Origin of the sequence: Ureibacillus sp. FSL W8-0352 (assembly GCF_038004345.1) — a bacterium.
In the GTDB taxonomy this organism is placed as follows: Bacteria; Bacillota; Bacilli; order Bacillales_A; family Planococcaceae; genus Ureibacillus; species Ureibacillus thermosphaericus.
The window spans coordinates 1,054,260-1,081,064 of the sequence record NZ_JBBOQT010000001.1 but is presented as its reverse complement, the minus strand read 5'-3'; the positions used below and the strand labels follow the sequence as shown (position 1 = coordinate 1,081,064).

At 36.8% G+C, this 26,805-nt stretch carries 25 protein-coding genes and 4 pseudogenes; 23 read left to right on the top strand and 6 right to left on the bottom strand.

The genetic code is table 11. The features are described from left to right. Positions 1–82: 82 nt before the first annotated feature. The 3 genes and pseudogenes from panF to NST98_RS05450 form a co-directional block, all read right to left on the bottom strand. Positions 83–1,521: pseudogene (gene panF / locus NST98_RS05460) on the bottom strand (sodium/pantothenate symporter). After that, positions 1,448–1,825 carry a YhdT family protein gene (locus tag NST98_RS05455; RefSeq protein WP_445684026.1) on the bottom strand — a complete coding sequence of 126 codons (378 nt, stop codon included), beginning with the start codon at positions 1,823–1,825 and terminating at the stop codon, positions 1,448–1,450. Before NST98_RS05455 ends, panF begins: the two are co-directional and overlap by 74 nt. Before the next feature lie 81 nt (positions 1,826–1,906). Beyond that, complete coding sequence (locus NST98_RS05450) at positions 1,907–3,559, bottom strand: IS1182 family transposase (RefSeq protein WP_340714120.1); 1,653 nt, start codon at positions 3,557–3,559, stop codon at positions 1,907–1,909. Positions 3,560–3,724: 165 nt separating this feature from the next. On the opposite strand from NST98_RS05450, the pseudogene NST98_RS05445 reads away from it, so the two are divergent. The 13 genes and pseudogenes from NST98_RS05445 to NST98_RS05385 all read left to right on the top strand — a co-directional run. Further along, a pseudogene (locus tag NST98_RS05445) lies at positions 3,725–4,027 on the top strand (IS30 family transposase); the annotation flags it as partial. Positions 4,028–4,299: 272 nt separating this feature from the next. After that, on the top strand, positions 4,300–5,736 hold the full coding sequence (locus NST98_RS05440; protein ID WP_340714634.1) for a DDE-type integrase/transposase/recombinase: 1,437 nt from the start codon (positions 4,300–4,302) through the stop codon (positions 5,734–5,736). Between the two features lie 1,166 nt (positions 5,737–6,902). Continuing rightward, positions 6,903–7,052 (top strand): hypothetical protein, encoded by a 150-nt coding sequence (locus tag NST98_RS05435; protein ID WP_340714173.1) that lies wholly within the window; start codon positions 6,903–6,905, stop codon positions 7,050–7,052. Between the two features lie 233 nt (positions 7,053–7,285). Next, positions 7,286–8,554 carry an Nramp family divalent metal transporter gene (locus NST98_RS05430; RefSeq protein WP_340714633.1) on the top strand — a complete coding sequence of 423 codons (1,269 nt, stop codon included), beginning with the start codon at positions 7,286–7,288 and terminating at the stop codon, positions 8,552–8,554. 14 nt (positions 8,555–8,568) lie between these two features. Next, a complete protein-coding gene (locus NST98_RS05425) occupies positions 8,569–9,585 on the top strand; it encodes an NAD-dependent epimerase/dehydratase family protein (protein ID WP_340715678.1) in 1,017 nt (338 codons plus the stop codon). Then, complete coding sequence (locus NST98_RS05420; RefSeq protein ID WP_340714632.1) at positions 9,585–10,631, top strand: dihydrodipicolinate synthase family protein; 1,047 nt, start codon at positions 9,585–9,587, stop codon at positions 10,629–10,631. The genes NST98_RS05425 and NST98_RS05420 overlap by 1 nt, the downstream gene beginning before the upstream one ends. 66 nt (positions 10,632–10,697) lie before the next feature. Continuing rightward, on the top strand, positions 10,698–11,981 hold the full coding sequence (locus NST98_RS05415) for a hypothetical protein (RefSeq protein ID WP_340714631.1): 1,284 nt from the start codon (positions 10,698–10,700) through the stop codon (positions 11,979–11,981). Continuing rightward, the gene (locus tag NST98_RS05410; RefSeq protein WP_340714630.1) at positions 11,959–12,813 is read left to right on the top strand and encodes a Gfo/Idh/MocA family oxidoreductase; all 855 of its coding nucleotides are present in this window, start codon (positions 11,959–11,961) and stop codon (positions 12,811–12,813) included. The genes NST98_RS05415 and NST98_RS05410 overlap by 23 nt, the downstream gene beginning before the upstream one ends. 151 nt (positions 12,814–12,964) lie before the next feature. Next, complete coding sequence (locus NST98_RS05405; RefSeq protein WP_016837216.1) at positions 12,965–13,516, top strand: sigma-70 family RNA polymerase sigma factor; 552 nt, start codon at positions 12,965–12,967, stop codon at positions 13,514–13,516. Then, positions 13,494–14,501, top strand: a complete 1,008-nt coding sequence (locus NST98_RS05400; protein WP_340714629.1) for a DUF4179 domain-containing protein — start codon at positions 13,494–13,496, stop codon at positions 14,499–14,501. The genes NST98_RS05405 and NST98_RS05400 overlap by 23 nt, the downstream gene beginning before the upstream one ends. A 72-nt stretch (positions 14,502–14,573) precedes the next feature. Further along, complete coding sequence (locus NST98_RS05395; RefSeq protein ID WP_016837218.1) at positions 14,574–14,711, top strand: hypothetical protein; 138 nt, start codon at positions 14,574–14,576, stop codon at positions 14,709–14,711. A 256-nt stretch (positions 14,712–14,967) separates the two neighbouring features. Next, positions 14,968–16,083 carry an IS4 family transposase gene (locus tag NST98_RS05390; RefSeq protein ID WP_096549683.1) on the top strand — a complete coding sequence of 372 codons (1,116 nt, stop codon included), beginning with the start codon at positions 14,968–14,970 and terminating at the stop codon, positions 16,081–16,083. Positions 16,084–16,564: 481 nt separating this feature from the next. Beyond that, positions 16,565–17,473: a glycine betaine ABC transporter substrate-binding protein gene (locus NST98_RS05385; protein ID WP_340714628.1), complete on the top strand. Its 909-nt coding sequence runs from the start codon at positions 16,565–16,567 to the stop codon at positions 17,471–17,473. 69 nt (positions 17,474–17,542) lie between these two features. Here the strand turns inward: NST98_RS05385 and NST98_RS05380 are convergent, their stop codons facing one another. After that, the gene (locus NST98_RS05380; RefSeq protein WP_340714627.1) at positions 17,543–17,752 is read right to left on the bottom strand and encodes an IS3 family transposase; all 210 of its coding nucleotides are present in this window, start codon (positions 17,750–17,752) and stop codon (positions 17,543–17,545) included. 118 nt (positions 17,753–17,870) lie between these two features. Here NST98_RS05380 and NST98_RS05375 point away from each other — a divergent pair. The 9 genes and pseudogenes from NST98_RS05375 to NST98_RS05335 form a co-directional block, all read left to right on the top strand. After that, positions 17,871–18,069 (top strand): annotated as a pseudogene (locus NST98_RS05375) (IS3-like element ISEnfa5 family transposase); the annotation flags it as partial. A gap of 643 nt (positions 18,070–18,712) precedes the next feature. Further along, on the top strand, positions 18,713–19,288 hold the full coding sequence (locus NST98_RS05370; RefSeq protein WP_340714626.1) for a biotin transporter BioY: 576 nt from the start codon (positions 18,713–18,715) through the stop codon (positions 19,286–19,288). A gap of 3 nt (positions 19,289–19,291) precedes the next feature. Then, the gene (locus NST98_RS05365; RefSeq protein ID WP_340714625.1) at positions 19,292–20,800 is read left to right on the top strand and encodes an AMP-binding protein; all 1,509 of its coding nucleotides are present in this window, start codon (positions 19,292–19,294) and stop codon (positions 20,798–20,800) included. Positions 20,801–20,831: 31 nt separating this feature from the next. Continuing rightward, a complete protein-coding gene (locus NST98_RS05360) occupies positions 20,832–21,935 on the top strand; it encodes an acetyl-CoA C-acyltransferase (protein WP_340714624.1) in 1,104 nt (367 codons plus the stop codon). 88 nt (positions 21,936–22,023) lie between these two features. Further along, positions 22,024–22,434 carry a hypothetical protein gene (locus NST98_RS05355; protein WP_340705327.1) on the top strand — a complete coding sequence of 137 codons (411 nt, stop codon included), beginning with the start codon at positions 22,024–22,026 and terminating at the stop codon, positions 22,432–22,434. A 1-nt stretch (position 22,435) separates the two neighbouring features. Continuing rightward, a complete protein-coding gene (locus NST98_RS05350; protein ID WP_340714623.1) occupies positions 22,436–22,738 on the top strand; it encodes a MaoC/PaaZ C-terminal domain-containing protein in 303 nt (100 codons plus the stop codon). 353 nt (positions 22,739–23,091) lie between these two features. Next, positions 23,092–23,343, top strand: coding sequence for a hypothetical protein (locus tag NST98_RS05345; protein WP_340714622.1), 252 nt, complete (start codon positions 23,092–23,094; stop codon positions 23,341–23,343). Then, entirely contained in the window at positions 23,331–23,642 is a 312-nt protein-coding gene (locus NST98_RS05340) for a GGDEF domain-containing protein (RefSeq protein ID WP_340714621.1), read from the top strand. The genes NST98_RS05345 and NST98_RS05340 overlap by 13 nt, the downstream gene beginning before the upstream one ends. A 205-nt stretch (positions 23,643–23,847) precedes the next feature. Beyond that, entirely contained in the window at positions 23,848–23,985 is a 138-nt protein-coding gene (locus NST98_RS05335; protein WP_340434785.1) for a hypothetical protein, read from the top strand. A 610-nt stretch (positions 23,986–24,595) separates the two neighbouring features. Here the strand turns inward: NST98_RS05335 and NST98_RS05330 are convergent. After that, the gene (locus tag NST98_RS05330; RefSeq protein WP_340434783.1) at positions 24,596–25,633 is read right to left on the bottom strand and encodes a hypothetical protein; all 1,038 of its coding nucleotides are present in this window, start codon (positions 25,631–25,633) and stop codon (positions 24,596–24,598) included. 283 nt (positions 25,634–25,916) lie between these two features. On the opposite strand from NST98_RS05330, the pseudogene NST98_RS05325 reads away from it, so the two are divergent. Beyond that, positions 25,917–26,477, top strand: a pseudogene (locus NST98_RS05325) (ATP-binding protein); the annotation flags it as partial. Positions 26,478–26,607: 130 nt separating this feature from the next. On the opposite strand, the gene NST98_RS05320 reads toward NST98_RS05325, so the two are convergent. Then, on the bottom strand, positions 26,608–26,766 hold the full coding sequence (locus NST98_RS05320) for a hypothetical protein (RefSeq protein ID WP_340714620.1): 159 nt from the start codon (positions 26,764–26,766) through the stop codon (positions 26,608–26,610). Between the last annotated feature and the right edge of the window lie 39 nt (positions 26,767–26,805).

Sequence of the window (26,805 nt, the reverse complement as noted above, 5' to 3'; positions counted from 1 at the left end):
ATGCCAAAACCGGAAAACCCGTGAATGTAAAACATTAACATTCTCGGGTTTTTCGTTTGGTGAACTTTTTTATCTGCTGTGTCTAATCAACCTGCTTTAATGGCTTGTACACAATTTTTTTACTGGCAACAACAAAGGTGATTAGTGACAGTACGACCGGCATGACAACTGTATGCATACCGAATGCGTTCGGGTAATACGTATGAAATAAAATATAAGAACTAACGCCGACAATCATGGACCAAATGGCACCGTAGCGATTGCCTTTTTTCCAATATAGCCCTAAAATCACCGGCCAAATAAACGCTGCCTCCAATCCCCCAAAGGAAAATAAGTTCAGCCAAATAAGAAAGTCCGGTGGTGATAATGCCATAAAGAAAACGATAACTCCCAGTACAGCCGTTACGGTATAACTGATTTTCCGAATTTTCTGTTCTTTCGTATCTCGATTGATGTAGCTCAAATATATATCTTTAACAACTGCAGAGCTGACCATAATTAGGAGCGCATTCACCGTTGAAATAATGGCTGCCATCGGTGCGGCAAGAACGATACCGGCTAATACGGGCGGTAAAACTTCCATCGCAATTGTAGGCATCACCGTATCACCTACAGCAATATTCGGATTAATGGCACGTGCAAACACTCCAATTAAATGCATTCCGAGCATAATCATGCCGACAAAAACCGTACTGATGATGATGGCTTGATGCATCGCTTTTGCATTTTTATACGACATTGCTCGGACAACAATTTGTGGCAAGCCAACGACCCCGACACCAACCAATATCCAATAGGAAGACACATATAACGGACTTAACTCTCCATTCGCACCAAACGGACTAATCAGGTCCGGATCAATGGCAACAAGTTTTTGCATAATATTCGTTACTCCACCACCTGCAATAATCGTCGCCACTAATAAAATCAACGTTCCAAAAAACATCACCGCACCTAAAACCGTGTCTGTTAAGGCAACCGCACGGAATCCCCCAACAACAACATAAATCATGACGGAAAGGGCAAAAATCAATAATGCTAACCAGTACGGTATATCGAGCAATGATTCTATCAATCTTGCACCACCGACCCATTGTGCTGCCATGGATGAAAACAGGAAAATAATAATGCTAAGTGCAGCCAATAGTCCGACAAGTTCACTTTGATAACGACTTTTTAAAAAATCAATTAAAGTTACTGAATGATATTGCCTGGCAACGATGGCAAATTTTTTTCCAAGAATCATCAGGACAAAATAGCCTGCAGGAAGTTGGGCCATCGATAAAAGAACCCAACCGAGGCCGGTGGAATATGCTACGCCCGGACCGCCGATAAAGCTGCTGGCACTTCCGTAAGTTGCCATCATCGTCATGGCTAGGATAAATCCCCCATATTACGGCTACCAAGAAAATATTCGTGGAGAAACGAATCAGATTGGCTGACATATTTATTCGTCCACATTCCAACAAAGAATATGATAAAAAGAAAAAATAATAACGGTAGCAAAATCCCCAAACTCATCATAATCCCCCTTTATTTGCTTTTTCATCTGATTGAACCTCTTCATCAAAGGGGACTTCTTTAAAAAAACTTTTACGACAAATGTAATAAGAATGGACATTATGATTAAGCCGCCAATGCAACTGTAGAAAAACCAAGCCGGGAATCCAAGTATGTATGTATATTCGGTTGGTGAACCTTTCGAAAGACCATAAGCGAAACCAAACCACCAAAGAAAATTAATAACTACGAGTCCCACACCTATCCATGCTTCTCTTTTCGCTACTTTAAAACGTGGATCTTTTGAAAACATTTTATCTTCCATGCAATGCACCTTCCAAATTAATTCAATTTGCCGTTCACGCTATAGTTTACCTCTATCATAAGCATCGGGGCTGGGACAAAACTAGCTTCTAGATAGGAAAAAGGAGAATTTGAGTTGGCTCAAATTCTCCTTTTTCCATTTATACCCATTATTTTTTGTTAGTTGATCTTTGTTGGCCGTGTATTTTCGTAAATTCACGGCCATTAAGGCAATGCCCATTTCATTTTCCACTTTCGATTTTCCTCGAACGGAAAATCGAGTGAAACGCAAATTAGCCTTCAAGAATCCAAAAACTGGTTCTACGTCTATTTTACGTTGACGGAAAATAGAACCAGCTTTTTCTTCTGAAAGCTTCGCTCTTACATATTCTTTTTGTTGTTCCCATTTTTCATTCACCATGACCTTTCGGTGATTGCCTTCCTTTGCTTTTGTGCATGATGAACGAAATGGACATCCTGAACAGTTTTCACATTCATAGATTTTCAATTCTCGTTTGAAACCAGTCTTATCTGTACGTACAGAACGATAACGGAAGGTTACTCGCTGCTGATTTGGACAAATGTAGGTATCACTTTCTTCGTCGTACATCCAATTGTCTGGATGAAATGGATTTTGTTTATATTTCTTCTTTTGTTCTTTCTCATACATGGTATATGGAATGAGTGCCTCACATTTTCGATTCGAAAGGATGTCTTCATAGTTTTGTTCACTACCATAACCAGCATCTGCGACAATATACTTTGGTAACGGAAAATAATCCTTTTCTATCTTATTCAAGAACGGAATTAATGTACGTGTATCAGTAGGATTTGGAAAGATGCTATAAGCTAGTGCGTATTGACCTTCTGTTGCGATTTGTACATTGTATCCAGCTTTCAATTGACCGTTTTTCATATAGTCGTCTTTCATTCGCATGAACGTCGCATCTTGATCTGTTTTGGAATAACTGTTCCGTTCCCCCAAGATGTCCAAGTCTTTTTGGTATTTTTGTTTTCGTAGAATGAAGTCTATTAATTGTTTGTACGCTTGTTTTGGATATTTTCGTTCGCTTCTTAATGCTTTTCGTTCTGTGGCATCGGGCGATGTTTCTATCTTTTGGTCATATTCCTTAATGACTTCATCGACTTGTTGCACCATTTGAGCGAGTTCTTCTACGGACAGTTCTCCCTCATTTTCCCGCTCCATTTCAGGGATGATTTCTTTTTCTAATAGTTCGTTGTATAACTGATTGGACTTTTCAATTAAGTTTTGGTTGTATTTTTCAATGGATTTCTTCCATACGAAAGTAAATTTATTGGCATTCGCTTCAATCTTCGTACCATCGATAAAAATGGCTTCTTGATCGATTAACTTTTCTTCCACCAGTTGGCAACGGAATTGGACAAAACATTGACGAATTAATTCTTTTACTTCCGGATGCACACGAAAACGATTGATCGTCCGATAACTTGGTTCATATCCTTGTGCCAACCACATCATTCGTATACTGTCCTTTAATAGCGCTTCAATTTTTCGACCTGAAAAGACAGACTGCGAATAGGCACACAAAATAATTTTTAGCATCATGCGTGGATGATAAGCAGGACAACCTGTATTTCGAAGAAACGGCTGGAAGGCTTCATCTGGAATACTTTCAACTAAATGGTGAATATGGAAGGCAATATCATTTTCTTGTAATTTTATTTCTAAATCTAGAGGTAAAACTAATTGATTCATGTTATAATATTTAAACATAAGGACCCTTCTTTCTGTTAGTTTTGGTGGTAACTTAATTTTAACAGAAGAGGTCCTTATTTTTTATTGAAAAAATGAAGAACAGCTCATGAAATTTCATTCCAAAATTTCATGAGCTGTTTCCATTTTAGAGGGGGTTTTGTCCCAGCCTCTTCATTTCATCAAATTTTGAAAACCATTACCTCAGATAATGGTTCTGAATTTGCGGAGCTAAGCCTATCCGTCCAAGATGAGAAGACAACCGTTTATTTCACACATCCCTATTGCTCTAGTGAAAGAGGGACAAACGAGAGACATAACGGTCTCATTCGACGTTTTATTCCAAAAGGAAAAGCCATTTCTTCTGTATCCGATGTGACCATTACCTATGCAGAAAACTGGTGTAACAGCCTACCTCGGAGGATTCTGGGTTATAAGACTCCAGAAGAATGTTTCCAGGAAGAACTTTCCCGTTTGGCTTCTTTATAATCTGAATAACGGCTTTAGCAACTTGACATGGAGCCTCCAGCAGGCATGATTCCCAGCCAGGAAGCCAGCTGATAGGGAGCTGACTGTGCCTACAAGGCTATCATGCCTGCCCCTCCATGTAAAGTTGCGTATTGTCAAAAATTACTTAATAAAAACTTACGTTTTTGTTGATATAACTAGTTTTATATAAAAAAAACTTGCCACCCCCTTAAAATTAGGGTATTTATGAGGTAACCACACACTCAAAAATCCCTAATAAAGGAAGTGACAAGTTGTTACCTCAATTATTAACCTATTTGCTTGAATATATCAAGTACCAAGATCAAATGATTCGAACATTACTTACCCTTCTGATTGGAAAAAACATGTTTGATAAGCCAACTGAAAAGCCTGTCAATAAGCCTTATCAAAAACTCCAGGTGGATGAGCTGCCAATCATTGAAACTCTACAAAAGCTCGATTATCAAATTCTTCTCAAAGAATATTTGGAGAAGAACGGGAAACCTCTCAAACCTGTTCAGAGGCGTTCCAATTCAAAAGGTAAAGTACCTTCATCCATGAAATGTCCAAGGTGTGGTGCTCCGTCAGATTATCTTTATGCCAATAACGGAGGTAAAGGACAGTATCAATGCAAGGTGTGTGCGTGTCTGTTTAATAAAAAGAATCAATATGCCAAGGAGGCTATACTAAAATGTCCACACTGTTCGAAAACACTCGAGAAGATCAAGGAAAGAAAAGATTTTCTCGTATTTAAGTGCAAAAACAATGACTGTCCGTATTACAAAAAGAAACTGCAAGGAATGTCTAAAAAAGAGAAAAAGCAGTTCGAAAAGGATCCTCCGTCTTTTAAAGTTCGATACATATTCCGTCAGTTTCAAATTGATTATCAGCCGTTAGCCAAACATTCACCTAAGAAGCCAAAAGTGGATTTGTCCAGGCTTCATGTGTCACCGCACACATTGGGGCTCATTTTAACCTACCATGTAAACTATGGCTTATCGGCTCGGAAAACAGCTGCACTGATGAAGGATGTTCATGGCGTACCCATCTCTCACCAGAGTATATTGAATTACGAAAACAGCGTAGCACTTCTTCTCAAACCTTATGTGGATCATTATCCTTACGAGCTTTCTGATCAATTCTGCGGAGACGAAACATACATTAAGGTGAATGGTCGTTGGCATTATCTTTTTTTCTTTTTTGATGCGGTAAAGAAAATTATTCTGTCCTACCCTGTTTCTCCAAATCGTGATACGGTATCAGCCATTCGTGCGATTGATGAGGCCTTATGGAAGATGAAAGAGATCCCGGAAGACCTCACCTTTGTCGTAGATGGCAATCCGATTTACCTTTTAGCACAACACTTTTTTGCCCAGCACGGTATTACGTTTGATGTGAAGCAGGTCATTGGACTAACCAACGAAGACCAGGTTTCAACGGAATACAGACCGCTAAAACAAATTATTGAAAGACTGAATCGAACATTTAAGGGCAATTACAGATCGACACACGGATTTGGATCCGATCACGGATCCGTTTCTTATGTGACTTTGTTTGTGGCTTATTTTAATTTCTTGCGGCCACATTCAGCCCTGGAAGGCAAAGTGCCTGTAGTTATTCCAGAGCTAAAAGGACTGCCGAATATGCCTGCACGTTGGACAAAACTGATTGGTTTAGCTCAACAATGGCTAGTAGAGCAAACTGCCTAACTTTTTGTTTAGCAGAGCCCTTACCAGCATCGGCGAAGCGAACTCTTGACAAACCGAACCAGTCAATGGTTTAAAATGGGAATTGGCAAGGGCTTCTTTGGTGTGCCTTCTTTTTGTTCCCTTCGCCCTTGTTGGTTCGAAATCAAACCATTGACGTGTTTGTCAAGAGCGATTGCGGCGGCATTTCCTCTAGTTTCGCTAGATCACATCCCTCCAAAACTAAGTTTTCATAGATTTTTTGACATTACCTAAAGTTGCCCATTTAATAGTCCCAGTAACACTAAACAAAGCTTAGATCCTTAATCTAACACGGTTTAACAAGTATTTCAAAAAGCGTTGCATTTAATATTGCAATTTAAGACTATTTAATTTTATTAAAAAAGTTTATTTCCTAGAAAATAGCAAAAGTCGCAATAGTGAATTCAAGGAAGGCCTTCACAATTTAACAACAGAATTACAAAACTGTATGTTTATCACAGAATTGTTCAACATATAAATACGAAATATGCCATTAAGGAGAGTATAGAAATGATTAAAAAACTAATTATTACAGGATTCACGCTATCTATATATTATTGAGTATAAAAATCAAACACAAGACATCGATATTAAAATCGATGGGACAACAGGTGAAATGATACAAATGAAGATGGATGATTAACTTACAACATAATATGATTTGAATGGATGCAATTGTTTTACGTAAATGCACAATGAGTATCTTGCTCGTTGTGCATTTTTTTCGTGCGCCCGGCATGTACATGAACTATAGGGTGTAAGTCCCGAACCCCGAAGACAGAAGTAGAGGTTAGCCAAGAGCAAGGGTGTCCGTGGTGACGCGGAATCTGAAGGAAGCTGGAGGCAAAACACCGGTCCGAGGAACACGAACCTCATATAAGGCTAGGTATGATTGAGTGAGTTTGCGAAACAAAACAAAGCTCTTTCTGTCGAAGGTCATATCGAGTAAATGAGGCGGATAGATGGTGTGAAAGTGCATGTACTTACCCGGGGAGGTCTGGCGGATAGGTGAAGTACGCTTCATAACCTACTTAGTGATAAGTAGCTGAACCGTCAGAAGTCAGCAGAGGTCATAGTATTAGTTGGTCTAGAACAACTGAGAAGGACCGAACAATTAAGAGAGAATAGCCCTTGGCATTCAGTGAGTCATGATGAACACAGAAAACGTAGTACCTCACTTGAGGAAGGAAGCGGTGAATCCCGTGGAAGACCTCTTGGAGGGTGGAGTGACCACTGGCATAAAGAGAACAGCTATTCACGGAAGTTATATAAAGACTTGCGTCAATCATCTTAATTGAACCGCCGTATACGGAACCGTACGTACGGTGGTGTGAGAGGACGGGAGTTAATCGCTCCCTCCTACTCGATTGATGGTATCCGCAAAAGTCTCCGAGCCTGTTCATCTGAATTCATTAAAGTGCTTATAAAATCAAAGAAATTCTACTATTGATTTAAGGACAATTTTAGGTCATGTTCGAGGACTAAGATTTTCAATAAAATTAAATTAAAGAAAATTCTGAATAAAAGGGGGATGGAAGAAATGGTGATGAAGGACAAAGAGGTAAATGCTTCAATCTCTGGGAATCATCAAAATGGAGGAAATGGGTTTTTGAAATTTTTGAAAATTTTAGGTCCTGGTCTTATTACTTCGGCACTTGTATTAGGGCCAGGTTCCATCACATTAAACTCAAAAATTGGCGCAATTTATGGAACCGAATTAGTGTGGTCTATCATTGTCGCTGTCATCTTAATGGCCTGTTATACAGAAATGGCAGCAAGAATTGGGATTGCCGGAAAAGATACGTTTATTAATCTAGTGAAAGAAAAATGGGGGAAATGGGCAGGGGGCATTATTGGAATTGGTTCGTTTTTAGTTTGTTCTTCATTCCAAGCAGGAAATGCAATTGGAACGGGGATTGCGGTTGAAGCGATTACTGGCATCAGCTCAAAAATTTGGATTATTGTAGGTACTTTACTTGGCGTAGCTTTATTATTTTTATCTCAATTTTATAAAGTGCTGGAAAAATTGATGTTGGCTTTAGTCACTTTGATGTTACTCGCCTTCTTAATTACGTTAATCATCGTAAAACCTTCTATTGTGGACATTTTTAGCGGATTTGTACCTAGATTCCCTGAAGGTAGTATGGCGCTAGTGATTGGTTTAATTGCAACTTCATTCTCAGTCGTAGGGGCTCTCTATCAATCGTATTTAGTTCGTGAAAAAGGAGTTGCTCGAAAAGAGGTTCAAGAGAGCAAATTTGAAGCAATTTTCGGGATTTTCTTATTAGGATTTATTTCGTTCTTAATTATGATTACTGCTGCAACTGTATTAAAGCCTGAAGGAATTTTGGTGAACAATGCTATTGAAATGGCGGGTATTTTAAAACCATCATTTGGTAGTTTTGCAGTGTTTATTTTTGTACTCGGTTTATTCGGTGCTTCCTATTCATCATTAATAGGAAATGCCACAATTGGAGGCGGGCTACTGGCTGATGGTCTGGGGTTAGGGCATCAATTATCATCGATGAAAGTGAAAATCGCCATCATTATTGTAATGCTGTTTGGTTCGTTTATTGCATTAATTTTTGACGGAAACCCTGTGAACTTAATTACCTTTGCTCAAGGTGTGACGATTTTTGTAGTTCCGTTTATCGCAATTGCCATTTTAGTAATCGCCAACTCCAAAGAAATTATGGGGGACTTGAAAAATAAATTGTTAAGTAATGTACTCGGTATTATTGGGTTATTGCTACTCATTTATTTAGCATTTAATAACTTCAAAAATATATTCTTATCTTAGGAGGAAAAGCAATGATTGCAACAGTTGAACAACTTGAAGAATTTATGTCTACTCCAACAAAAGCATTAATTGAGGATGTGAAAAAGTTAAAGGGTGATTTTATCATCCTTGGGGTTGGAGGGAAAATGGGGCCTACTCTAGCCTATCTATTAAAAAATGCGATTAACGAAGCGGGGACAAATCAGCGAGTAATCGGTGTTTCAAGATTTTCTAATCAAGATTTAGAAACAAAACTAAATTCGAAAGGCATTGAAACAATTGCTTGTGATTTATTAAATGATTCAGAGCTTCAGCAACTACCTAAGGTCGAAAATGTCATTTTTATGGCGGGAAATAAATTTGGAACCGTTGGAAACGAACATTTTACTTGGGCGATGAACAGTTACTTGCCAGGTCGTGTTGCCGAGCATTATAAAGATTCAAGAATCGTCGTATTTTCTACAGGGAATGTCTATCCGCTAACAGAAGTAAAAACGGGTGGCTGTGATGAGTCGGTTACACCTAATCCGGTGGGAGAGTATGGTCAATCGACTTTAGGAAGAGAAAGAGTATTTACGTATTTTTCTCATAAAAATCAAACGAAGATGTCCATTTTTCGGCTAAATTACGCAATTGATCTTCGTTATGGCGTGTTAGTGGAAATTGCAAAAGCGGTTTATCATAATCAACCGATAGATGTAACGATGGGGCATGTAAATGTCATTTGGCAAGGTGATGCCAATGAGTTTGCGATTCGGTCATTAATACATGCTTCTACACCTCCGACAATTTTTAATGTGACGGGACCTGAATTGTTATCGGTACGTTGGTTAGCAAATGAATTTGCCAAAATCTTTGGGAAAGAAGCTAACATCGTTGGTGAAGAAGCGGATACAGCATTATTAAGCAATGCGTCGAAAGCACATCAAACTTTTGGTTATCCATCCGTTTCTGTAAAAGAAATGATTCAATTAATTGCCGATTGGATTCAACATAATGGTGAGCTTCTCAATAAACCGAGCCATTTCCAAGAGCGAAAGGGGCAGTTTTAATGTTAAGAGATGTGGTAAAAGAAAAATTAATGGATGGCGCATTTATACCTGCTCACCCATTAGCATTATTTGATGATAAATCTTTTGATGAAGAATCGCAACGTCTATTGACACGATATTATATCGAGTCGGGGGTAGATGGTGTAGCGGTTGGAGTTCATACGACACAGTTTGAGATTCACCAAGTTTTCGAGTTTTATCAACAAGTATTAAAAACAGCTATAGAGGAAATTTCTGCTCATGCAAAATCGGATTTTATTAAAATTGCAGGGGTCAGTGGGGAAATAGAGCAAGCGATAAAAGAAGCACAATTTGCAAAAGAAATTGGATATGATCTTGTATTATTAAGCAATAATGGGCTATTTCATTATACTGAAGAAGAATTGTTGCAACGAGCAAGGGAAATTGCATCTATTATTCCAATTATAGGATTTTATTTACAGCCAGCAGTTGGTGGCCGTATATTTACGACTGATTTTTGGAAACAGTTTTGTGAAATTCCGAATGCCTATGCAATTAAAGTCGCTCCTTTCGACAGGTATTTAACAATAGATGTGGCACGGGCGGTCTTACACTCAAGCCGTTGGAATGAGATTGCCCTTTATACAGGCAATGACGATTCAATAATTCATGATTTATTCGCAGTATTTGAAGAGGAGGTCGATGGTGAAATCAGGAAGAAACGAATCGCTGGCGGATTGTTAGGTCATTGGGCAGTCTGGACTTCAAAAGCTGTGGAACTATTCCGTAGCATTAAAGAAGAACGGGAAAAAGATGTTATTCATTCCAAATGGATGAAGATTGCACAAGAAATAACCCATGCAAATGCAGCATTTTTCGATTCGCATAATCATTTTAAAGGAAGTATTGCAGGTATCAATGAAGTATTGCGTCGACAAGGATTAATTCGCTCGAATAAATGTTTAAGCGAACGGGAAGTGCTGAGCAAAGGACAGTTGGAATTAATTGATGAAGTTTATAAATTGTACCCTCATCTTCACGATGATGAATTTGTAAAAAATTTTCTAAATAAGCAGTCAGTATAAGAAAATAGTAATCGAATGGTTTATGATTAAATCATTCGATTATTCTTTATTTGGAGGTTGAATGGGATGATCAAAATAGGCTTTATTGGGCCAACATGGATTGAAAAACTAATCAAAAAAAGTTTTTCAATGTTTCCGAATATTGAAGTAGTCTATCGATTTTCCGATGAAATTTACGATGCGATTACTTTTACAAAAGAGCTAATGAATAAAGTCGATTGCATATTGTATTCCAGCAGGACAACCTACCTATTAGTAAAAGATCATATAAATGATTCCATTGAATCCTATTACATCCCTTTAAAAGGTTCTGGTTTTTTTGAAGCTCTTTTTTACTTAATTAAAGATCATCCAATTCAATTTATTAGCATCGATGGATTAGCTAAAGAATATATACAAAGCGTGATCTGTGAAATTGAAGGAATTGATTATACAATTGTTGAACATTTAGGAATTGTAGAGGGATATGAAAAAATAGTACAACGTCATCTTGAAGCAATTGAAGGGAAATCCAATGTAGGAATTATTACTTCAATTAAGAAAGTGCAAGATGCCCTTAAACAATATAATCTTCCAGTCGTTTGGCTGAAACCGACGCAACAGGATATTATCGTTTGCATTGAACGAATTTTACTTTCTTCGACTCAAAGAAGAAAAAGAGAGAATCAAGTGATATACGGAAAATTTCTAATAGAATTTAAAGAGCAAAATGTACAATCGCTAAATAAAAAAGCACGAGTGAAAAATAAGTTAGAAAAAGCCCTTTATCGATTTGTTGATGATATGTATGGCTATATTATTCCCGTGAGTGAAACTGAATATCATTTCATTGCTTATCGAGGCGATTTTGAACGAATAACGGAAGGCTATAAAGTTCTAAATATCTTTAAAGAAATCAATCAATATAAAGAGTTAAAGGTGATGTTAGGGGTAGGATTTGGTATGTCCATCCCTGTTTCAGTTTTCCATGCAGATGTGGCATTAAAGCAATGTCAACAACATTCAACGAATATTGCGTTTATCGTCAATGAAGAACGTAATGTCATCGGACCAATTATTATTAATATACCGACCGTTTATCAATTAACAGATCATGAGAAAGAATTTCAAACGAGGCAAATTGAAACAATTAAGAAATATTTATTGAAAAACAATTTAAATTATTTTACATCAGATGAGGTAGCCATTAATTTAAACGTTACAAAACGGACTGCCAATCGCATTATTTCAAATTGGCTAGATTCCAATTTAATTGAGTTTTTCGGTTTAGAAAAAGTAAATGGCAGAGGTAGACCTAGACAATGTTATGTCTTTAAGGAGGCAAGTTATGAAAATCGGATTAATCGGTAATGATACATCCCATGTTGAAATATTTTCGAGTATGTTACATGATGAAAATCATCCTTTTTATATAAACGATGCGGAGTTTAGTGGTTTTATTGAAAGCTATTCTGAAGATTTGCCGATTAGTCGGGACCGAGCCAAAAAATATAAAGATGTATTACTATCCTATCATATACCAGAATTTGATGATGTTCAGACATTGAATGAAGAAGTAGATGCTTGGTGGATTATAACGGTTGACGGAAGAAATCATTTGCAATGGTTTGAAAAAATCGTCTCCTTTCAGAAACCCATATTCATTGATAAACCCATTACCATTGGGTTAGAGAATTTTGATCGGATGGTTGAGCTGGCTACACGATATGAAACGCCTATATTTTCATCTTCAAGTCTCAGATTTAGCGAACTATTAAAAGGCATTCATAAGGATGACGTTGAATTTGTCTATGGGTTTGGTCCTTTACCACTACAAGAGAAGATGCCAGGATATTATTGGTACGGCATTCATAGTCTAGAATGGATGGATGCTTTATTTGATTGTGATGTTCGACAACTTGAAAGAAAACGATATGAACGTTATGAAATTGTTGAATTTTTATTTCAGGACGGCAGACGTGCAATTTTTCGTGGGGATTATGAATGGCATGATCAGTTTGGCGGAGTTGTCCATTGCAAAGGATTGCCTCCAAAAATGCTTGAGTTTTGGAAAATGAAGAAATCTTATTATGTTTCTTTATTAGAAGAAGTATTGGAATTTTTTAAAAGTAAAAACCCTCCATTCAATATCCAACGTACGCGGAGAATCATTACTTGGATTGAAGAATTACAAAAGTTTTAGGTCAGTTCGGAATTTTATTACAAAGCCTCCTTCAAGTTAAAACATTTTCTATATAATGAAACATATCTCTCATGAAAGAGGATATGTTTTTTTGTTTTTACGAGAGTGTTTTCAGCTTTTTTCGTTGGTATAAGTGAAAGGAGTGAAGCAAGTGAAAGATGTGATTTCGAAATTGAAGCTAAGACATGAAAAAGCACTTGCTTATGTTATTGATACATATATGCCTTATGTAAAGGCCATCGCTAAACAAATTTTAGAACAACCATGTGGAAACTGGGCGGTTGATGAATGTATAAATGATGTTTTTTTAGCTGTTTGGCAAAATAGTGACAAGTTTAGGGGAAGTGAAGAAGAATTAAAAAAATGGATTGGCACAATTGCAAAATATAAAGCGATCGACATATATCGAAAACAGAAAAAGATGGAAGTGGTTTCATTGGAACATTCCAATGAACAAATAAATTTTGAAACGGGGGAATTGCTTTATTTGAACAAAGAACAAAAAGAAAGGATTTTATTAAAAATGCAATTATTGCCTGAGTCAGAACGTGAACTATTTTTAATGAAATATTACTTAGATCTTACAAATGGAGAAATAGCAGATGCATTAGGAATTACAAAATCTGCCGTAGAAAATCGATTATATCGAGGGAAGAAAAAGTTAGGAAAAATCCTTTCTGATGGGAGTGAAAAGAATGGATGAATTAAAGAAAATGCTTCAATTAAATGTGGATGAAATTGAGCCTGAAAAAGTCAGCCGTTTTGAGAAAAAACAAGTATTACAATTTGTTTTGCAGAAAAAAAAGAACCATTCAATGAAATATATCGTTGCATCTTGTTTACTTGCTGGAGGAATTGGTTCAACTTTAGTCTTTTACTCGCCAACAATCGCTTCCCATATCCCATTAGTGAACCAAATTGTCGAATATTTTAAAGGCGAGACATCGCAATTTCAGTATTTTGAAGACTATGCAACGGGAATTGGTGCCATTCAAGAAAGCAATGGAATTACAATTGAAATTGTTGATGCAATTTACGACGGAACGACAGTAACGCTTACCTTTGCAATGGAAGCGGAAAAAGATTTAGGTGAACATCCAAGTTTTGATAAGCCTATTAAAATCAATGGAGAAATCGAAGGCTCTTCCGTTACTTGGACGAAAAAACGGTCAGATACATCTTATGTTGGGGTTATTACGCTGACACCTGAATTAAATGGACGATCGCCACGCACTGTAAAACTAACTTGGAATCCTAGAAGTGTTTGGAATCATGATACAAATGAAAACTTTGAAGGTGATTGGGCTTATGAATTTCACTTAAAAAAGATTGATGTGAAAGGAATAAAAGCCAATTATCGAGATTCGAAAAATGGTTTTACAATCTTTGTTCCTTCAGTTGATATAACTGGCTATACAATCAATCTTCATTACAAGATTCAGATGCCGTCCAATTACGCGCTATACAATTTGCCGTATGTGACTGGTTTTGATGTGAAAGACGAGTTCGGTAATACTTACGAAATGATTACGAATTTGACAGGCAGTACGACGAAACACGCGGCGAAAGGGTCTTTTACGTTTGCAAACATTCAAAGCGGAACAAAAGAACTAATCATTACACCGAAACTTTACAATGATAATGAAGAAATCATCTTTGATTCTTTTGAAGTAACAATTTCAAAATAATGATGTTGCTAAATTGTGGCATACGCAATTTCACCTAAAGTTGTACAAAATAAGACAACGGAGGTGAAAAGGATGAAAAAGAAAAATAAAATGAATCTTAATTCAGGCAGTCAAAAATATAACAGAAGAAAAAGAGCAGAAGAGCTTGCGAGAGAATTTGACCACAATGTTGCCAATAAACGAAACCGCAAGACGAATGATAAATCGTAATAAACAGTAACCAAAACCGTTTAGTCATTCTCCCAATTAGGTAAGTAATGAATGAACTAATTCCTAATTGGGAGATTTTTGATTATAAATCACCATTTCATTTTGCATGGTTGAATCACTAGCATTGCACTAATTAAATCTGATGATTCAAAATACTAAGAATGTTCAATTTTTTATTGATTTCGAAACAAAAAAATCCTTTACAATGGAAGTACAGGTGGTTCCTGTCCAAATCCAATCGTAAAGGATAAACGTTATGGACAAGAATACACTAATTTCATCATTTGGTAAATGGGTTTCACCCATAAATATTCAAAAACTTAGCGAACAAGTCAAAGAATTGAAACAGGACTATTACACAAAAAAGCTGACAACAGAAGCCTATATTAAACTTTTATTGGTAGCCCAGCTGCTCGAATTTAAGAGCTTAGAGGAAATGAGTGATGCACTTGTAGACGAAGATCTTCAAAAAGCACTCGGATTTGAATCGATAAGTGCCTCTCAGCTATCCCGAAAAAACAATCAGATCAACCCACTAATTCTTGCAAATTTGTTCTTGGATCTTGTTTGGAAAATTCAACGGTACCATTATAAAACCGGAAAGAATATGCCACTGAAAATCATTGATTCAAGTACACTCCCGTTGAATTTGACCAATTATAAATGGGCAAAATTCCGTAAAACAAAAGCTGGTGTAAAGCTACACTTACGGCTCGTTTTCATGGATAAAGACACCGTCTATCCTGAAAAAGCAGTGATTACGACAGCAAAAGAACATGACCGAAATCAACTCGAAGTCCTAGTGGATGATAAAGAAGCCATGTATGTGTTTGACCGCGGTTATGTGGACTATGAACGTTTTGATCGGATGACAGATGATGGCTATTTCTTCGTTTCAAGACTGAAGAAAAACGCAGTCATTCGTGAAGTCTATACATTTTCACTTCCTGATGATTGTCACGTTCTATCCGATAAAATGGTCTACATTGGTACCACACAAAATCGTACTGAAAATGTCTTTCGTCTACTAGAAGTTATGGACACAAAAGGGAACTTACTTCGTTTCATCACCAACCGATTTGATTTAAAACCAGAAGAGATAAGTGATATTTACCGATCTCGCTGGGCTATTGAACTCTTTTTCAAATGGCTCAAGCAACACGTAGAAATTAAGCACTTTTATGGAATGAGTGAAACAGCTATTCAAAATCAAATTTTCTTAGCCCTTATCACGTATTGCTTACATGTTCTCATTCAATTGGAGATGAAAAGTAAGAAATCTCTACTTCGAATTACTCGTTGGTTAAAGAGAGCTCTGTGGAAACCAGCTTATGTTTGGTTGCGAAAATTTGATGGGCGAGCCAGTCCATAATCTCCCTTTTGTCGTTGTCGCTCTGGTTTAACTGTATATATTTACCAAATGGGCAGTGCCACCTTTCTTTAGGTTTTGTCTTTTTGGCACAAATTCACAAAAATTAATTAACAGAAAATTCTAACTATATTTATGCAATGCTAATGTGGTTGAATATTAAATAAATGGGTATATTTGAAAAAATATAAAATAAATCAATTAAATTTAGTAAATTAGTACGAAATCCAATCGATTGGAACCCTATGCCTAGTAATGAGATATAAATCATGTTAACTTTACACTATCGGTCGGTTGGGCAAAAATAAGTTGATGAGAAGTTTTACCAGGCATTACAACGTATATCACAAAGTTTTATATCTGAATATTCGTTAAATTGAAGTTTGGTGTGCTTATTCAGTTGCAATGCATTATAAAACTTTTCGTATAGGATAGAATTTGAACAACCTACCGAAATGATATTCATTTTGGAGGGGTAGATAAGATGAAATATGTGAAAACGATTGGTGCAACATTTGGAGTCGCCGCATCTTTAGTATTAGCAGGTTGTGGCGACAACACATCTCAGGGAACTAAAAGCAATGAAGAGCAAGTAAGTATCAGTCAAGCCCTCGATTATACAATAACGGGTATAGAACCGGGTGCTGGAATGATGCAATTAACAGAAATGGCGTTAAATGAATATGAAAATCTAAAAGGATGGAAAGTTTCAGAAAGTTCAACTGCTGGCATGTTGACGATGTTAGATAAAGCCATTCAAAGTGAGGAGCCCATTATTGTGACAGGTTGGAATCCTCATTGGAAATTTGCAACTTATGATTTGAAATATTTAGAAGATCCAAAAGGCACATTCGGTGAAGTGGAAAATATTAATACGATTGTTAGAAAAGACTTAAAAGAAGAACACCCAACTGCTTATGAAATGTTGGATCGCTTTTACTGGGAACCAGAAGATATGGAGCAAGTGATGCTAGATGCCCAAACAGTTACATTTGAAGAAGCTGCAAAAAAATGGGCAGAACAAAACCAAGAGAAAGTAAACGAGTGGATGGAAGGTTTACAATCCGTTAACGGTGAGAAATTTGAATTGGTGTCGACTCCATGGGAAACGGAAGAAGCATCAAGTCATGTTGTAAAATTTGTATTAGAGCAACTTGGCTATGATGTAACGATCACACCAGTAGATCCAATTATCATGTTCCAAGCAATTGCTAACGGGGAAGGGGATGCTTCAGTTGCTCCTTGGTTGCCTGAAACGCACAGATCGTTTTATGAACAATACAAAGACGATATAATCGATTTAGGCGAAAATTTGGTTGGAGCAAAAGTTGGATTAGTGGTACCAAGCTATATGGATATAGATTCTATTGAAGATTTAGAGCCAAAAGAATAAAAAGAGATATAGGCTGTCTAAAATGAACTGCTCCGTGTCAAGTAGACAGTGTAAAAAATAAAAATGTTACTAAGCGGCTTGAGCCCTGTATTCTAATGGACTTAAGCCGTTTAATTTTTTCTGATAACGGAAATTGTTATAGAAATAAATATATTCATCAATCGATTGTTTCAGTGCTTGATATGAATCATAGGTATTCAAATGATATTGTTCACATTTGAATTTACTCCAAAAGGATTCAATTGGAGCGTTATCGATGCATTGACCCACACGAGACATACTTTGTGTTCATTGTGCCTCGTCTATGATCTCCTTATATTTTTGGACGTATATTGGAATGCTCGATCGCTATGTACGAGTGGATGTTCATCAGGTTTCAGGGTTTGGATTGCTTTTGAAATCACCTGTTCAACACGTAGCTGAAAATCGATTAAATCGCGAGTTTACTGCAGAAAAGCCAATATGAAATGGTGTACAGATGTAACGGAGCTGAAATATGGGAACGGAAAAAAGCCTATTTAAGTGCCATTATTGATTTGCATGATGGTTCTATTGTGAGTTATGAATTGGGTCATTCCAATAATAAACATGTTATTCTTTTTATGTATCGTACTGTTAAATACTTAGAGGAACAAGGTTATTCAATACCTTTTAACTCAGAAATAGATGATAGTAAAATTAAATTAGGTATGACTTATGAAGATGTATATGATGTTGATGGTAATTAATTTTTGTAGTGTTTGGCAATTAAGGTTATGCATAAATTTTTGCATATTTGACGCTTTACATGGAGTGGCCGGCATGATAGGCTACTTTGCCTTGCAAAGTTCAAATATAATTATGGCTTGCCCCCTTTGCAAGAAATCATGCCCGCAGAGGATCCGTGTCAAGGGATTATAGATACGAATAATTATTCAATATATCGAATAAATTTAATTGCCATTTCATGCATTTTTTTAATTGCCAAAAACAGATAGTTAAGAAAAAATTATTTTCAATGGATAATTCCAAAATTTATACAAATGTAAGTCGCAATAATACTAAAGTTACTACGGATTATATATTTGAAAGTAAATATTCAGCTCTCTTTACGTGATGAGGAATTCTTAAATTCCCTCAAAAAAATTTTTGCTCTAAAATAGTAAACTTAATCCAAAAATAGGTTGACATAAATGTAGATTACGAGGTAAATTTATGTCAACCTATTTTATATTTTGGTTTACTAAAGGGGATGTAAGAATGAAAATTAAAGAGATTACTTATGTTGCATTGTTTGCGGGAATCATGGGAATTTTGGGATTGGTTCCACCTATTACATTGGGGTTCACTCCTGTACCAATTACTTTACAAACGTTAGGTGTGATCTTGGCAGGAGGTATACTCGGTGCTCGGCTTGGTTCGTTGAGCATCATTGTCTTTTTATTGATCGTAGCTGCAGGAATGCCGCTTTTACCCGGTGGACGCGGTGGAATTGGGGTCTTTTTCGGTCCGAGTGGCGGCTATTTAATAGGATATGTAATTGCTGCTTTTAACATCGGCCTTATTTTTTCTAAAATTCAAACGTTGAAATTTAAACATATTATCGCAACAAATTTAACGGTTGGCATTTTTTCTGTCTATTTAACAGGTATTCCTGTGCAGGCTTTTGTAATGAACCTTCCAATACTTGAAACGATTAAATTGAGTCTTGTTTATATTCCGGGAGATTTCATAAAAGCAATGATTGCTTCAATCCTTGTTTACAAATTACAGAAATACCCGATTATTGCCCAAAACTTTGTTAAACCGTCTACAGCACAAGTAAGGGAGGGATAAGGTGTGATTACTTCACCCTATTCAAAGCATGCAAAGCTTTTTCCCAATAAAGCTGCACTAATAACGAAAGATGGAGTTTTAACATACCGTGAATGGGATAAAGCGGTGCGGAAAACGGCCACATGGTTTCAGGCAATGGATTCCCATCATAAAACAGTTGGCATCCATTTGCCGAATGGAATTCCGTTTTTGCAGGTTTTTGCAGGGGCAGCTGCTGCCGGATGGAAGGCAGTTCCCCTTGATTTAAAATGGAAGAAAGAAGAACTGCAAAAACGTATTGAACTTGCCCAACCTGATGTCATCATTACTACAACAAATCTTTTTTCAAAAGAAATAGGGTTTAATCAGAATGTATTGATTTGGGAAGAATGCAAAGAAAAAATTGCGGAAATGCCGCCAAAGAAAAACTTTCCGGATTTAGACGATTCGCTTCCGTTTTATCTTGGATTTACATCAGGCTCAACCGGTTCGCCAAAGGCTTTTATCCGTTCGCACTTGTCTTGGATAGAAAGTTTTGTGTGCACTCGCCGTGAATTTGGCATCAAGGAAAACGACCACGTGCTGATTCCCGGTCCGCTTTTTCATTCCCATTCGTTATTTGGAGCGATGAGTACTTTGTTTATCGGTGGAACCGTGTATGTATTGGACAAATTTTCCCCTGAAAAAATGTTTTCAGTTATCAGGGATCATCCGGTTTCAGTAGTGTATATTGTTCCGACGATGGCTGAGGCGCTTCTTAAAAAAAACACATCGGTGAAGCAACCGTTGAAATTAATTTCTTCTGGGGCGAAATTAGAGGTACATACGAGAAATAGAATCCGCTCAATGTTTCCAAACCTGATATTGTTTGAGTTTTATGGTGCGGGTGAGCTTAGTTTTGTTTCATTTTCTAATAATGAAAGAAAGCCGGATTCTGTTGGCAGGCCGTTTCATAATGTGAAGGTTCAGATTCGCCGCCATAATGGAGAAATTGCCGGTGTCGGAGAAATCGGGAAAATCTATGTACGCAGCCCTATGACATTTATTGGTTATATCACAGAACCGGGTGGATACGCGAAATCAATTGCAGATGAACAAGGTTGGGTGACGGTCAATGATATGGGATGGATCGACGAGGAAGGTTATCTCTATGTCGCGGGCCGGGAGAATAATATGATTTTGTATGGTGGTATAAATCTTTTCCCTGAGGAAATCGAAGCTGTTTTGACGAAGCATCCGGAAGTGGAAAAAGCGGCTGTGGTTGGATTAAGCGATCCCTATTGGGGGCAAATTGCGGTAGGTATTATACAGGGAGATGTATATGAACTGGAATTAAAGCGGTATTGCAAAACGCATTTGGCTTCATATAAAGTGCCGCGCAAATGGTATTTTACAGAAGAAATGCCTATGACTACCAGCGGGAAAATCGCCCGTGAAGAGCTTCTGAGGTTGCTGGAGAAAAGACTGGTGAATGCCACTTCGATTAATGATTGTAAACACCCCATGATAGAAAGGGATGAGCTGCCGCGGTAAAGGGATGTAGGTGCGAAAGGAGAATGATAACATGAGAGATGCGGTAATTGTTGCAGCGAAAAGAACTCCGATTGCCCGCGAAAACGGGGCTTTATGTCATCTGCAGGCACATCAATTAGCGGCGCCGCTTCTTTCTTTTTTAGCCAAGGGAATCAAGGGGAAGATTAATGACGTCATACTTGGCAATGTTGTTGGTCCTGGAGGCAATATCGCACGTTTATCAGCTTTAGAGGCAGGTCTTCCCTTCTCCGTGCCCGGAATCACTATTGACCGTCAGTGTTCTGCAGGACTTGAGGCCATTCGCATGGCTTGTCTTTTTGTTCGTGCAGGTGCCGGATCGTGCTATATGGCAGGAGGAGTTGAAAGCGTCAGCACCTCTCCCTTCCCGAAGCGTGCCCGGTTTTCACCAGAGAGAATCGGGGATCCGGATATGGGAGTGGCTGCGGAATATGTAGCTGAGAAGTTTGGCATTACAAGAAAAATGCAGGATGAGTATGTTTTGTTAAGCTGGACGCGAAGCCGGAATGCTTACAGCAATGGAATCTATGATGAGGAAATCTTTCCTGTAGACGGCTTGGAATGCGATGAAATATGGCAGCGTAAACGTAATATGGAGAAGATAGTGAAACGGGCGAATCCCGTTTTTGTGAAAAATGGAACGGTAACAGCGGCAAATAGCTGCGGAATTCATGATGGTGCAAGTGCAGTTCTTGTCATGGAAGCTGGTCTGGCAGAAAAACTTGGATATAAACCTCTGCTTCGTTATGTCGACAGCCAGGTGTCGGGTGTGCATCCTTTTTACCCTGGATTTGCTCCGGTGCCTGCGATCAAAGAATTGCTTGAACGAAATGCTTTGACGATTGATGATATTGATCTTATTGAAATAAATGAAGCGTTTGCGTCCAAAATTGTTGCTTGTACTCAGGAGCTGTCGATTCCATTGGAAAAAATAAATGTTCATGGTGGTGCACTTGTGATTGGCCACCCATACGGTGCATCGGGTGCGGTTTTAGTAACAAGATTATTTTATGAAGTTCAACGGCATCCAAGGACTAGATATGTCCTTGCTGCTATCGGCAGTGGCGGAGGCGTAGGGGTGGCAATGTTGTTTGAAGCAATTGGAGAACAGGAATGAACTATGTCCACCGAGCGGCCAAATGGTTGGCATAGAAGAACAGGGACATATTATATCAAAGTACCTCTTAAATAAATGAGGTGATGAATTGAAATCGGAGAGTTATGCAGTTTGTTTTACAAAAGAAGAAGTTCTTCGTTATACCGAATTAGCCGGAGTGAAAAATCCGATTTTTCGCAATATGGAAGCGGCATTGGAGCAGGGGTATAAAGGGATACCTGTGCCACCGGCGATGGCGATGATTGCCTACCGCCACATTAAATTACCTTGGAAGCTTTCCGAACCGGTCATTCTCAGGAAACAGGAATGCCGGCTGTACAGAATCATGTATGCGGATGAAATTTATACCGGTACCGTTAAAATATCAAAGCATTCATTCCGTCATAATAAACTATTTATTCTTCAGGAATTGGAAATATTTGATCAGCAGAATCATCTCTGTTTTAACGGAATCTCTCATTTAATAGCAGGTGGTGTAATTGAAAAAAATACAGTTTGAAGTGACAGAAAAGGATATCGAAGGTTATGCAGAGTTGTCAGAAGATTATAATCGGATTCATCTTGACAATGAATATGCCAAGGCTCACGGCTTTTCGGGAAAAATGGCCCATGGGATGCTATCTTTGGCGAAAGTATGGGGCATTTTAGCCAATGAATTAGAAATTATGCAATTTCCAGCTGAATTCCATTTGCAATTCCAATCGCCTGTCTATGTTGGGGAACAGGTAGAATTGAACATTATGGAAAAAGACAATGTTGTCACAATCACCGGCAAGGTTATGAAAGGCAGGGCGTCGTGGTGACGTCTTAATTTACACCTTCAATTGATCGTTTGTACACATATGATTTGATCAAGCACCTCTTGAGACGTTTTTAAAACCTTACAGTCAATATTGGCTGTAGGGATTTTTTTCGTGAATTAAAAATTGGATGTTTAATAAAAAATTTCTTACTTGAATCGTATAGATTATTATTGAAAATAAATATATTTCCTAAAAACGTAACATCAATTAATTTGTTTTCAATAGTTACCGACACTATATTTCCTTCCATATCATTTCATTAAATTGGCCAGAAGATTTACATGTGCAATACTCCAAAATATCCAATAATTCCAATTTTAACCAGTCATTGCGATCACGATTTAGAACAAAAGATGGCCAATACATTTGTTTGCGAAGATCGGGTCATTCAATTTTATAACGAGAATGTTGAGCTGGAAAAAATTGTTGTATTTAGCCGGGATACTACTGTACAAAAAGCTCTCGAAGAAAAACTGGAAGAGCTTAGTTATTATGATAGCCTAACAGGACTTTTTAATCGAAATTATTATGAGAAACAAGAGGCAAAACTAAATTCATTTGATAACAGATCATTGGCATCATTATATGTGATTTGGATAATTTGAAACATATCAATGATTCCATTGGTCATACATATGGTGACAAATTATTAATACAGATGGGGAATTTATTGAAAAATCAACTGTATTCAGAGACCATAGCAAGATATGGCGGGGATAAATTTGTCGTTCTAATAGAAAATACAACTGAAAAGGATGTCAAAACCATTTTTTCAAAAATACGGCGCGCAATTGATAAGTATAACCAAAGCAATCCTATTTTGCCGATTGAATTATCAATTAGGATGGGCATTTTCACCCCATTCGATTGGACTTATGTAAAAAATCTTCAAAAACACAGATAAAATGATGTATGCTGAAAAAATAAGAAAAGAGCATATAAAGAGTTAGGATTTAATTTTTCTTTTCTAAATCGTATCGATAAAAAGATTATTAAAATTCCATATGTAATTTGGCACTTCATCCTTCTATTAATTTCACCCTTTTCTAGATTGTGGCATAAGCATTTTCCCTAAAGTTGTACAAAATAAGACAACGGAGGTGAGTAGAATGAAAAAGAAGCGAAAAATGAATTTAAACACAGGAAACCAAAAGGATAATAGAAGAAAAAGGGCAGAAGAGATTGCAAGAGAATTTGACCACAACGTAGCAAATAAAAGGAACCGTAAGACAAACGATAAATCGTAAAGAGAAGGGAGATATAGCAATTGATATGCTCCCAATTAGGTACAATATTCCTAATTGGGATTTTCTTATGTCTTGGTTAAAGTTCGTTTGAGAAACAAAAATAGTCATTATTTTTCCTGATTGGATATAGTGTATGGAATATTGATGATGAATATTAAAGGGAATTTCAATAAAATTCTATATATAAATGTAGTATATCATTTTGGCATTTATGACATAAAAATCATCAATTATGATATCAGTATTTCAATTATTACAAATTTAATGGATAATTAGGTTAATAGTGTAAAGAATATTTTTCAGCAAATGTTACAAATTGGATATGGATTCAATCATTTGATGACCAATAAAGAATGATGACAATGTTTTCTAATATAAAAATATTGCAATTATTGGAAAGTTTATTAATCCAAATATTTAAATTATTCTAGAATTTGCTTTCTCTATTCGTATTCGCCAATTATTTTTAGATAGATATGGATTCTGGACATCGAATTGACTGCCAAATTGTAATTAGAAATGATTCTCCCCCAATAGAATAAATTTGCTGAAATAAATATTCTTTACCTGTTCCTTTCTAATTTTTAGCTTGATTCAGCTTCGTTGAACGTTACAGAAATAACGAAAGTTGCTCTTCTCCTTGATCTTTATGATCTTCATCATCCAATTCTTCCAATTCAAATTGGATAGAGAAATCGTTTGGTTTAAAAATACAATCCTCTACTCCCAATTTTTCCACTAGTATTAAATTTCCTTTTTCAGCTTGGCTAAGGAGATATTGAAGAATCGAGGGCAGAATTCTTGGCCTTTTATGGATTCCGGCAGATAATGTACCATCTTGGTTGAAATAATCAATTAATATGTGGCAAACTTCTACGGTACTGGAAATGCCATTTAATATAAGTTGATATGCAATCATTTCTTTTGCGGGTTTTGGAGGGAGATTTTGACGAACTCTTTCAACAATTGATTCCAATTTTCTTTTTTCCCGCTCCATTTGTTCGATTATTCGTTTATTTTCTTCTTCCAGCATTTTCGTCAAGGCTTCTGCTTCTTTTTTCTTTGTTTCTCTTTGCAATTCGCGCAATTTTCGTGACAAACGATCAATTTGCCGGTCCAATAAGGGAACATTTGCGTTGATATGTGCTTGTATATCTTCCGGCAATTCCATTCCGTGAAAATCCCTTTCCAATAAATCGTAGCCATATTGTTTTTCTTTGATTTTTATAAGCAATTCATCAAGTTCAAAATTAATAATGGAAAAGTCTTTTATGATATCATATAAAATCTTTTTGTCGATTCCGAGAAATTGCATAAAATGGTCTTCGCCATAGTCGATCCTTTTGCCAGTCACTTCATGTTTTACAGTAAACACACGTCTTAATTTTCTATTGCAGGCACATCGCCCCAAGTAGTTGCCTTTTCCGTAGTCAATATAATTTTCAAGAACCCAGTACTTAGCATCGATTTCAATATCTTCCAAAGTGATATCTTGTGAACGGACGAGCGTCACTTTTTTCTCTGCCATCTTATTGAAGAATTTTGATCGAAACCTTTGTTTGATATTATTCATGATGAAATCGAGTTGTTCTTTTGTAGCGTATGGAAAAAGGGACTCCCTCTCTCCATTTGTTAATGGTGGTCTCATCTTAAGCACGTCACCTTTCCTAATACTCTATGATGATAATAAAGAGTCCTGATGAAAGTGTCAAATTGGCATGAATCGTTATCGATGGGAAAGAAAAATTTAAGAGTTTATTCATCAATCCTATCGTCATGAAATGCATAAAATAACTATTTTGATACGAAACAATATATGATGCAGCTTAACCAATAGAATTTTTCTCCAATTAACAGGAAAATATAATTTGATCAATAATTATTTATTCATACCCGTGGTGCTAGATAAAATGAGATGAGCATAAAAATAGTTAGAAGAGATAGTAGAGAATGCGTTACCGGATGAGGCAAGGCAAAAACTACCGTATTTTAAGACATTAGAATTTATAGAAAAAGGGCAAAATGTCATCTTAACAGGATCTCCTGGTACTGGAAAGACACACATTTCGATTGGGCTAGGAATTGAAGCTTGTTTAGCTGGGTACAAGGTGTTTTTTGCGACGGTTCCGTCATTTATTAATCAGCTTAAGGAGTATCGATCGGAAAGAACACTTCGCTCATTCGAATTAAAATTCGAAAAATATGACCTAGTCATTATTGATGAACTTGGGTATATATCCTTTGATAAAGAAGGAGGAGAACTATTATTTACGCATCTGTCATTAAGGGCTGGAAGGGAATCGACCATCATAACAAGTAATCTTTCCTTTTTAAAATGGCAGGAAATCTTTCATGATCTCGTTTTAACAGCTGCATTAACGGATCGTCTTGCACATAAATCACATGTAATAATTATGATTGGCCCTTCTTTTAGGATGAAAGAAACTCAAGAATGGATTCAAATGAGCACAAATCAAGTGGCTCAAAATTAATTTGCGAAATGGCTCAATTTTTAGTTGCGAAATACAAAAGACCTAATTTCATCTTTTTGAGAGATTGTAAATTCAGTCTGTTTTATTACGAAAAGCCATTTATACAATAACGTATGAATGGCTTTTATTATTACACTCCTAAAATTGCAACAATGATTATTGCCAATGCGACACTTAATAATAATGAAATAATCCAATGTTTCTTTTCTGTCATTTTAAAAAGAATATTTATAATAGAACTAATTAGCAGCACAATTATAAAAACAAAAGTAATCATTATAATTTCCATTTAAACAACCTCCTAGGTTTACACATTGAATAATGGACT